The 10,260-nt window shown below is 69.4% G+C and carries 8 protein-coding genes and 1 rRNA gene; all 9 read left to right on the forward strand.

All coding sequences use genetic code 11. From position 1 onward, the window contains the following. Positions 1–136 precede the first annotated feature (136 nt). On the forward strand, positions 137–427 hold the full coding sequence (rpsO, locus tag AB0P03_RS31485; protein ID WP_363586534.1) for a 30S ribosomal protein S15: 291 nt from the start codon (positions 137–139) through the stop codon (positions 425–427). A gap of 456 nt (positions 428–883) precedes the next feature. Further along, complete coding sequence (locus AB0P03_RS31490) at positions 884–3,091, forward strand: polyribonucleotide nucleotidyltransferase (RefSeq protein ID WP_363586535.1); 2,208 nt, start codon at positions 884–886, stop codon at positions 3,089–3,091. Positions 3,092–3,205: 114 nt separating this feature from the next. Next, positions 3,206–4,558: a pitrilysin family protein gene (locus AB0P03_RS31495; protein ID WP_350887436.1), complete on the forward strand. Its 1,353-nt coding sequence runs from the start codon at positions 3,206–3,208 to the stop codon at positions 4,556–4,558. Between the two features lie 14 nt (positions 4,559–4,572). Continuing rightward, on the forward strand, positions 4,573–5,319 hold the full coding sequence (gene dapB, locus AB0P03_RS31500) for a 4-hydroxy-tetrahydrodipicolinate reductase (RefSeq protein ID WP_363632072.1): 747 nt from the start codon (positions 4,573–4,575) through the stop codon (positions 5,317–5,319). Between the two features lie 7 nt (positions 5,320–5,326). Beyond that, the gene (locus AB0P03_RS31505; RefSeq protein WP_363586536.1) at positions 5,327–5,785 is read left to right on the forward strand and encodes a tetratricopeptide repeat protein; all 459 of its coding nucleotides are present in this window, start codon (positions 5,327–5,329) and stop codon (positions 5,783–5,785) included. Then, positions 5,782–6,513: an FAD-dependent thymidylate synthase gene (gene thyX, locus AB0P03_RS31510; protein WP_363586537.1), complete on the forward strand. Its 732-nt coding sequence runs from the start codon at positions 5,782–5,784 to the stop codon at positions 6,511–6,513. Before AB0P03_RS31505 ends, thyX begins: the two co-directional genes overlap by 4 nt. A 228-nt stretch (positions 6,514–6,741) precedes the next feature. Then, positions 6,742–7,641 (forward strand): 4-hydroxy-tetrahydrodipicolinate synthase, encoded by a 900-nt coding sequence (gene dapA / locus AB0P03_RS31515; RefSeq protein WP_063347602.1) that lies wholly within the window; start codon positions 6,742–6,744, stop codon positions 7,639–7,641. A gap of 170 nt (positions 7,642–7,811) precedes the next feature. Continuing rightward, a complete protein-coding gene (locus AB0P03_RS31520; RefSeq protein ID WP_363586538.1) occupies positions 7,812–9,497 on the forward strand; it encodes a ribonuclease J in 1,686 nt (561 codons plus the stop codon). 484 nt (positions 9,498–9,981) lie between these two features. Next, positions 9,982–10,260: ribosomal RNA gene (locus tag AB0P03_RS31525) — 16S ribosomal RNA — on the forward strand; the annotation flags it as partial.

The following is a 10,260-nucleotide window of genomic DNA, read 5'->3' on the forward strand; positions in this document are numbered from 1 at the left end:
CCTTGGCCTTCGAGCGCAGCCGTGTGTCCGCCTCCGGTGGGTCGCAGACCGCCGGCCGCGCTCCGTCACGACACCGAGTCCTCATGAGTCCTGTGTTGTCGACCAGGACCGCTCGGTACACCCTGAAGGAGTTGCAGTGGCTCTCGCCTCTGACGTCAAGAAGCAGATCTTCGCCGAGTTCGGCCAGAAGGAGGGCGACACCGGTTCCCCCGAGGTCCAGGTGGCCATGCTCTCCCGCCGCATCGCGGACCTGACCGAGCACCTCAAGATCCACAAGCACGACCACCACTCGCGTCGTGGCCTGCTGATCCTGGTCGGCCAGCGCCGCCGCCTGCTGCAGTACCTGGCCAAGAAGGACATCGAGCGCTTCCGTACGCTCGTCGACCGCCTGGGCATCCGCCGCGGTGCCGCCGGTGGCGCCCGCTAAGACCGCCGCTCGGGGCGGCTCCCCACACCGGGGAGCCGCCCCTCGCGCGTATGCCGCGGACACCCCGAGCCGCGGCGCCCGGACATAACAACTCGCGCGTACCTCCCCAGGTGGCCGAGGATTGCACCGTAGGGTTGTGGGCATGCCCGGTGATGGCGCACCAGCGCGCCACCCGGGCAGACGAACCCGAACCCCCCGCGGGCCGAAGGCTTCAAACGGAAGCCGCCCGCATCCGAGAGAGCGTCCAGACGCGGACCGCCCGTCCCGGCCCGGCAGCCGTGAGGCGCCGGTCCTCGGTAGTGGCCCCCGGAAGCCCCGCAGACCGAGCGGAGCACCCCGGAGGCTTCGATCGAAGACCGGCCCGACTGCCGTCCTCCTTGCCAGGAGGGCCAGGGCCAGCCGGCAGGCAGCGCGGGGACGCTCTCCCGGAGACGTACGAAAGAGGAGATCTTCCAGGTGGAAGAGAACGTGTTCTACGCCGAGGCCGTGATCGACAACGGTTCCTTCGGCACCCGTACCATCCGCTTCGAGACCGGCCGTCTGGCCCGTCAGGCCGCCGGCTCCGCCGTGGCCTACCTGGACGACGACACCATGGTGCTGTCGGCCACCAGCGCGTCCAAGCAGCCGAAGGAGCACTTCGACTTCTTCCCGCTGACCGTGGACGTCGAGGAGCGCATGTACGCCGCGGGCCGCATCCCCGGCTCGTTCTTCCGTCGTGAGGGCCGGCCCTCCGAGGACGCGATCCTCACCTGCCGCCTGATCGACCGCCCGCTGCGCCCGTCCTTCGTCAAGGGCCTGCGCAACGAGGTCCAGGTCGTCTGCACCGTCATGGCGCTCAACCCCGACCACCTGTACGACGTGGTGGCCATCAACGCCGCCTCCGCCTCCACCCAGCTGGCGGGCCTGCCGTTCTCCGGCCCGATCGGCGGCGTTCGCGTCGCGCTGATCAACGGCCAGTGGGTGGCCTTCCCGACCCACAGCGAGCTGGAGTCGGCCGTCTTCGACATGGTCGTCGCCGGTCGCGTCCTGCCGGACGGCGACGTCGCGATCATGATGGTCGAGGCCGAGGCCACCGACAAGACCATCAAGCTGGTCGAGGGCGGCGCCGAGGCGCCGACCGAGGACGTCGTCGCCGCCGGTCTGGACGCCGCCAAGCCGTTCATCAAGGTGCTGTGCGCCGCCCAGTCGCAGCTCGCCGCCCAGGCCGCCAAGCCGACCGGCGTGTTCCCGGTCTTCCTGGACTACCAGGACGACGTCCTGGCCGCGCTGACCGCCGCCGTCAAGGACGAGCTCGCCCAGGCCCTCACCATCCCGGGCAAGCAGGAGCGCAACAACGAGCTGGACCGCGTCAAGGCGCTGGCCGCCGAGAAGCTGCTCCCCGAGTTCGAGGGCCGCGAGAAGGAGATCAGCGCCGCCTACAACGCGCTGACCAAGAAGGTCGTCCGCGAGCGCGTCATCAAGGACAAGGTCCGCATCGACGGCCGCGGTGTCACCGACATCCGCACCCTGGCCGCCGAGGTCGAGGCCATCCCGCGCGTGCACGGCTCGGCCCTGTTCGAGCGTGGCGAGACCCAGATCCTGGGCGTCACCACCCTCAACATGCTGCGCATGGAGCAGCAGCTGGACACGCTCTCCCCGGAGACGCGCCGCCGCTACATGCACAACTACAACTTCCCGCCGTACTCGGTCGGCGAGACCGGCCGCGTGGGTGCGCCCAAGCGCCGCGAGATCGGCCACGGCGCGCTGGCGGAGCGGGCGATCATCCCCGTGCTGCCCTCGCGCGAGGAGTTCCCGTACGCCATCCGCCAGGTCTCCGAGGCGCTGAGCTCTAACGGCTCCACCTCGATGGGCTCGGTCTGCGCCTCCACCATGTCGCTGCTGAACGCCGGTGTGCCGCTGAAGGCCGCCGTCGCCGGTATCGCCATGGGCCTGATCTCCCAGGAGATCGACGGCGAGACCCACTACGTCGCGCTGACCGACATCCTCGGTGCCGAGGACGCGTACGGCGACATGGACTTCAAGGTCGCCGGTACCCGCAACTTCATCACCGCCCTGCAGCTGGACACCAAGCTCAACGGCATCCCGGCGTCGGTGCTGGCCGCCGCGCTGAAGCAGGCCAAGGACGCGCGTCTGCACATCCTCGACGTGATGAACGAGGCCATCGACACGCCGGACGAGATGTCCCCGAACGCCCCGCGGATCATCACCATCAAGATCCCGGTGGACAAGATCGGTGAGGTCATCGGCCCCAAGGGCAAGATGATCAACCAGATCCAGGAGGACACCGGCGCCGAGATCACGATCGAGGACGACGGCACCATCTACATCGGTGCCGCCGACGGACCGGCCGCCGAGGCCGCCCGCACCACGATCAACCAGATCGCCAACCCGACCATGCCGGAGGTCGGCGAGCGCTACCTGGGCACCGTGGTGAAGACCACGACGTTCGGCGCGTTCGTCTCGCTCATGCCGGGCAAGGACGGCCTGCTGCACATCTCGCAGATCCGCAAGCTGGCCGGCGGCAAGCGCGTCGAGAACGTCGAGGACGTCCTCGGTGTCGGCGCCAAGGTGCAGGTCGAGATCGCCGAGATCGACCCGCGCGGCAAGCTCTCCCTCATCCCCGTCGTCGAGGGCGAGGAAGCCGGCGAGACCGCTTCCGAGTGAAGCGCCGCTAGCTGACCCTTGCGGCCCGTACGCCTCCCGGCGTGCGGGCCGCACCCTGTTGCCCCCGCGTTCGTCCATGCGTTCCCACGCGTGTTTCCTCTGGAGGTACCCCCCGTGGCTCAGGCCCCGGCGGCGAAGCAGCGCCCCGGCTCCACCCGGACCCTGCTCAAGGGCGCCGACGGCGCCGGCACGGTGCGCCGCACCGTCCTCCCCGGCGGCCTTCGGGTCGTCACCGAGACCCTGCCGACGGTGCGCTCAGCCACCTTCGGCATCTGGGTCGGCGTCGGCTCGCGGGACGAGACCCCGCAGCTCAACGGCGCCACCCACTACCTGGAGCACCTGCTCTTCAAGGGCACCGCGCGGCGCAGCGCGCTGGACATCTCGGCTGCCCTGGACGCGGTCGGCGGTGAGATGAACGCCTTCACCGCGAAGGAGAACACCTGCTACTACGCCCGGGTCCTGGACACCGACCTGCCGCTGGCCATCGACGTGGTCTGCGACATGGTCACCGGCTCGCTGATCCGCTCCGAGGACGTCGACGCCGAGCGCGGCGTCATCCTCGAGGAGATGGCGATGGCCGAGGACGACCCGGGCGACGTGGTGCACGACCTGTTCGCCAAGGTGATCTTCGGCAGCGGCCCGCTCGGCCGCCCCATCCTGGGCACCCAGGAGACCATCAAGGTGCTCACCCGGGAGCAGATCGCCGGCTTCTACCGCCGCCGCTACCGGCCCGAGAACCTGGTCGTCTCGGCCGCCGGCAACCTCGACCACCACACGGTGGTCAAGCAGGTCGAGCAGGCCTTCGCGGCGGTACTGGCCCGCTCCGACGCGGCCCCCGCCGAGGCCCGCCGCGGCGTCAAGGCGCTGCGCACGGCCGGCCGGGTCGAGGTGCTCAACCGCTCCACCGAGCAGGCCCACCTGGTGCTGGGCGTGCCCGGGGTGCCTCGGCACGACGAGCGCCGCTGGGCGATGGGCGTGCTCAACGCGGCCCTCGGCGGCGGGATGAGCTCCCGGCTGTTCCAGGAGGTGCGGGAGAAGCGCGGCCTGGCGTACTCGGTGTACTCGTACTCCTCGTCCTACGCGGACAGCGGCCTGTTCGGCATCTACGCCGGCTGCCAGCCCAAGCGGGTCGAGGAGGTGCTGCGGATCTGCCGCGCGGAGCTGGCCAAGGTGGTCGCCGAGGGCATCACCGAGGAGGAGCTGCGGCGCGCGATCGGCCAGATCTCCGGCTCCACCGTGCTGGGCATGGAGGACACCGGCTCGCTGATGAACCGGATCGGCAAGGCCGAGTTGAGCTACGGACACCACCTGTCGGTGGACGAGATGCTGGCGCGGATCGCGGCCGTGACCCTGGACGACGTCCACGCGGTGGCCCGTGATGTGCTGGGCGCGTACCGGCCGTCGCTGGCGCTGATCGGACCGGTCAACGACAAGCGGGCCGCCAAGCTCGCCGATCTGCTGGTGTGAGAGGACATTTCGCTATGACGCTGCGTGTCGCCGTGATCGGTGCCAACGGTCGGATCGGCTCCGAGGCGGTCAAGGCCGTCGAGGCCGCGCCGGACCTCGAACTGGTGGCCACCCTGGGCCGCGGGTCCGAGCCGGCGGAGCTGACCGAGGCCGGCGTCCAGGTCACCGTCGAGCTCACCCACCCGGACTCGGTGATGGGCAACCTCGACTACTGCCTGCACCACGGCATCCACGTGGTCACCGGGACCACCGGCTGGACGGACGAGCGGCTGGCCACCGTCCGCGGCTGGCTCGACCAGGCCCCCGAGCTGGGCCTGCTGATCGCGCCGAACTTCTCCATCGGCGCGGTGCTCGGCATGAAGTTCGCCCAGACCGCGGCGAAGTACTTCGAGTCGGTCGAGGTGGTCGAGCTGCACCACGACCGCAAGGCCGACGCCCCCAGCGGCACCGCCACCCGTACTGCGCAGCTGATCGCGGCGGCCCGCGCCGAGGCCGGCCGCCCGCAGCAGCAGGACCCGACCACCCACAGCCTGCCCGGTGCCCGCGGCGCCGACGTGGACGGGGTGCCGGTGCACGCCGTCCGGCTGCGCGGGCTGCTCGCCCACCAGCAGGTGATGTTCGGCGACACCGGTGAGACGCTCACCATCCGGCACGACTCGCTGCACCACAGCAGCTTCATGCCGGGCATCCTGCTCGGTGTGCGCAAGGTCGTGGAGACGCCGGGGCTCACCCTGGGCCTCGAACACTTCCTGGACCTGTGAGCCCGGCATGACGTCCCGTACCGGATTCTTCGTCCTGTCCGGCGTGCTGCTGCTGGTCGCCCTCCTCTGCGTCGGGGAGGGCGTCCAGCTGGTCGCCACCGGTAAGCCGCTCGGCATCGGCATCGGCCTGTGCGCCTTCGTCATCCCGGTGATCGGCGTCTGGTTCCTGCGCCAGACCGTCCGGTTCGGCCGGGCCAGCGAGCAGCTCGCCCGGGAGCTGGAGGCCGAGGGCGGCCTGCCGGTGGACGAGCTCCAGCGCACCACCGGCGGGCGGATCGACCGGGCCTCGGCCGACGCGGTGTTCGCCCGCCGGCAGACCGAGGCGGAGGCCGCGCCGGCCGACTGGCGGGTCTGGTTCCGCCTCGCGGTGGCGTACGCCGACGCCGGCGACACCCCGCGCGCCCGCAAGACCATGCAGCACGCCATCAAGCTGCACAGCACCGAACCCGCAAGGAGCAACGCGTGAGCGACCAACCGACGGCCCCCAGCTTCCGCAGCGACGTCACGGTCGAGCTGGTCCGCAGCGCGGCCGCCGACTCGGACGTCATCTGGGCGGCCCGCGTCTCGACCGCGGGGGAGCAGTCCCTGGAGGCGGTTCAGCAGGACCCGGAGAAGTCCAAGGGCCTGATCAACTTCCTGATGCGGGACCGGCACGGCACCCCCTTCGAGCACAACTCGATGACCTTCTTCATCAGCGCGCCGATCTTCGTGTTCCGGGAGTTCCACCGGCACCGCAGCGGCTGGTCCTACAACGAGGAGTCCGGCCGCTACCGCGAGCTGCAGCCGGTCTTCTACGTCCCGGCGGAGGAGCGCAAGCTCGTCCAGCAGGGCCGCCCGGGCCGCTACGAGTTCGTCGACGGCACCCCCGAGCAGCACAGGACCACCACCGAGGCGATGGAGGCCGCGTACCGCGAGTCCTACGCGCGCTACCAGGAGATGCTGGCGGCCGGCGTGGCCCGTGAGGTGGCCCGGGCGGTGCTGCCGGTCGGCCTGTTCTCCTCGATGTACGCGACCTGCAACTCCCGTTCGCTGATGCACTTCCTGTCGCTGCGGACCAAGCGGGAGCACTCGGCGGTGCCGTCCTTCCCGCAGCGCGAGATCGAGATGGTCGCCGAGCAGATGGAGCAGGAGTGGGCGCGGCTCATGCCGCTCACCCATGCGGCCTTCGAGAAGCACGGCCGGGTCGCTCCCTGACCTGGGACGATAGGCATATGGGCGGAGTGTCACGCATGTCTGGATTGCGGCTTTTCTAGCCGCTCCCTACATTCATGAACACGGATTCCGGTGCTGCCCGAACCCCCGAGCGGGCAGCACCGGAATCCCATGTCACCGCCTGTTTCCGCCGCTTCGCGTGGTATGCCCCTGTCCGAACACTGGACCGGTGTGGGTACCGCCCCACCGCCTACGAGTAGCTTTGGACGCATGGCTCCGACCTCCACCCCCCAGACGCCGTTCGGCCGGGTCCTGACCGCGATGGTCACCCCGTTCACCGCCGACGGCGGACTCGACCTCGACGGCGCCCAGCGCCTCGCCACGCACCTCGTGGACTCCGGCAACGACGGCCTCGTCGTCAACGGCACCACCGGTGAGTCCCCGACCACCAGCGACGCCGAGAAGGCCCAGCTCGTCCGCGCCGTGGTGGAGGCGGTCGGGGATCGCGCCCACGTGGTGGCCGGCGTCGGCACCAACGACACCCACCACAGTGCCGAGCTGGCGCGACAGGCGGAGGCCGCCGGAGCCCACGGCCTGCTGGTCGTCACGCCGTACTACAGCAAGCCCCCGCAGGAGGGCCTGTACCGGCACACCGTGCACATCGCGGACACCACCGGGCTGCCGGTCATGCTCTACGACATCCCGGGCCGCAGCGGCGTCGCGCTGAGCCACGAGACGCTGGTCCGCCTCGGCGAGCACCCGCGGATCGTCGCCAACAAGGACGCCAAGGGCGACCTCGGCGCGGCCGCCTGGGCCATCGCCCGCTCCGACCTCGCCTGGTACTCCGGCGACGACATCCTCAACCTGCCGCTGCTGTCGGTCGGAGCCGCCGGAGTGGTCAGCGTCGTCGGACACGTCGTGGCCGGCGAACTGCGTGCGATGATCGAGGCGTACCTGGCCGGCGATGTGGCCAAGGCCACGGCGATCCACCAGGGCCTGCTCCCGGTGTTCAGCGGTATGTTCCGCACGCAGGGTGTCATTCTCGCCAAGGCCGCGCTGGAGCTCCAGGGACTGCCGGCCGGCCCGCTGAGGCTGCCGCTGGTCGGCGCGACTCCCGAGGAGATCGCACGATTGACGAAGGATCTCGCCGCCGGCGGGGTACACCTGTAACAGACGAAGACGTGCGCGCCCCGGCTCGCCGGACCCTCACGGGCCCGCCGCTGGACCGGACCGACGGCGCGAGAGCACCGACCCAGTAGGAAAACGACACTGAGTACGCACGCCATATGTCTTCAGGGGGAGGACCCCGGGCATATGGCGTGCGTCGTGAGGAGAGTCTTTTGAGTCACCCGCACCCCGAACTCGGCGCACCCCCGGCCCTGAAGGAGGGCGCCCTCCGCATCACCCCGCTCGGCGGTCTCGGCGAGATCGGCCGCAACATGACGGTCTTCGAATACGGGGGCCGCATCCTGATCGTCGACTGCGGCGTCCTCTTCCCCGAGGACGAGCAGCCCGGCGTGGACCTGATCCTCCCGGACTTCACCTACATCCGGGACCGCCTCGACAAGATCGACGGCATCGTCCTCACCCACGGGCACGAGGACCACATCGGCGCCGTCCCGTTCCTCCTGCGGGAGAACCCGGACATCCCGCTGATCGGCTCCAAGCTGACCCTCGCCCTGATCGAGGCCAAGCTCGCCGAGCACCGCATCCGGCCGTACGTGCTGGAGGTCAAGGAGGGCGAGCGCGAGCGCATCGGTCCCTTCGACTGCGAGTTCATCGCGGTCAACCACTCCATCCCGGACGCCCTGGCGGTCGCCGTCCGCACCCCCGCGGGCATGGTCGTGGCCACCGGCGACTTCAAGATGGACCAGCTGCCGCTCGACGGCCGCCTGACCGACCTGCCGACCTTCGCCAAGCTGGCCGAAGAGGGCATGGACCTGCTGCTGGTGGACTCCACCAACGCTGAGGTCCCCGGCTTCATCCCGCCCGAGCGGGACATCTCGGCCGCGCTGCGGAACGTCTTCGCGAACGCCGACAAGCGCATCATCGTCGCCTCCTTCGCCAGCCACGTGCACCGCATCCAGCAGGTGCTGGACGCCGCGCACGAGTACAAGCGCAAGGTCGCCTTCGTCGGCCGCTCGATGGTCCGCAACATGGGCATCGCCCGCGACCTCGGCTACCTGAAGGTCCCCGGCAACATGGTCGTCGACGTCAAGCAGCTCGACGACCTGCCGGACAAGGACGTCGTGCTGATCTGCACCGGCTCCCAGGGCGAGCCGATGGCGGCGCTGTCCCGGATGGCCAACCGCGACCACCAGATCCGCATCGTCGAGGGCGACACCGTCGTCCTGGCCTCGTCGCTCATCCCGGGCAACGAGAACGCCGTCTACCGGGTGATCAACGGCCTCACCCGCTGGGGCGCCAAGGTCGTGCACAAGGGCAACGCCAAGGTGCACGTCTCCGGCCACGCCTCGGCCGGCGAGCTGCTGTACTTCTTCAACATCTGCAAGCCGCGCAACCTGATGCCGGTCCACGGCGAGTGGCGCCACCTGCGGGCCGCCGCCGACCTGGGCATCGCCACCGGCATTCCGCGCAACCGCGTGGTCATCGCCGAGGACGGCGTCTGCGTCGACCTGGAGAAGGGCGTCGCCCGGATCGTCGGCAAGGTGCAGGCCGGGTACGTCTACGTGGACGGCGCCTCGGTCGGCGACATCACCGAGGCCTCGCTCAAGGACCGCAGGATCCTCGGCGAGGAGGGCTTCATCTCGGTCTTCGTCGCGGTTGACTCGACCAACGGCAAGATCGTGGGCGGCCCGACCTTCCAGGCCCGCGGCTCCGGCATCGACGACAACGCGTTCGTGCCGGTCGCCGCCAAGCTCCAGGAGGCCCTGGACCGCTCGGCGAGCGACGGCGTGCTGGAGCCCCGCCTGGTCCAGCAGCTGGTCCGCCGGACCGTCGGCAAGTGGGTGGCGGACAACTACCGCCGCCGGCCGATGATCCTGCCGGTCGTCGTCGAGGTCTGAGCCTCCGGCGGCTGGTTTGACGTGGGGCAGCCCGGTGCGTAATGTTCTCCGGGTTGCCCCACGGGACGGCCCCGCAGGAAGTCTCTCGAATGCGAATTCGAGAATGACCGCGGAAAACGGCCCGAGAAACTCTGGTAGAGTTCGGGAGCGCCGAAAGGCGAAAGCCGATCAGGTAAATGAAACTCCGGAAAACGGAGCGGAAAACATCTGATAAGCTGGAAACACGAAAGAACGAAGCGCCCGGAGGGCCCGCTGGAAGGCGGTCCGAAGGAAGTGTCCGTTCCTTGAGAACTCAACAGCGTGCCAAAAGTCAACGCCAGATATGTTGACATCCCCGGCCTCAGAATCTTCTGGGGTTGGAGATTCCTTTTGAAGTAAAACACTAGCGAGGACGCAGTGCGCGGGATCACCCTATTCCGGTGGTTGCCGTGCCGCTCAACGCGAGTGCCGCCCGACGCTTTTAATTAAGCACTGCGGGTAGACATTCACGGAGAGTTTGATCCTGGCTCAGGACGAACGCTGGCGGCGTGCTTAACACATGCAAGTCGAACGGTGAAGCCCTTCGGGGTGGATCAGTGGCGAACGGGTGAGTAACACGTGGGCAATCTGCCCTGCACTCTGGGACAAGCCCTGGAAACGGGGTCTAATACCGGATATGACCTTCCTCCGCATGGGGGTTGGTGTAAAGCTCCGGCGGTGCAGGATGAGCCCGCGGCCTATCAGCTTGTTGGTGGGGTAATGGCCTACCAAGGCGACGACGGGT

Origin of the sequence: Kitasatospora sp. NPDC088779, assembly GCF_040685395.1 — a bacterium.
Lineage (GTDB): Bacteria > Actinomycetota > Actinomycetes > Streptomycetales > Streptomycetaceae > Kitasatospora.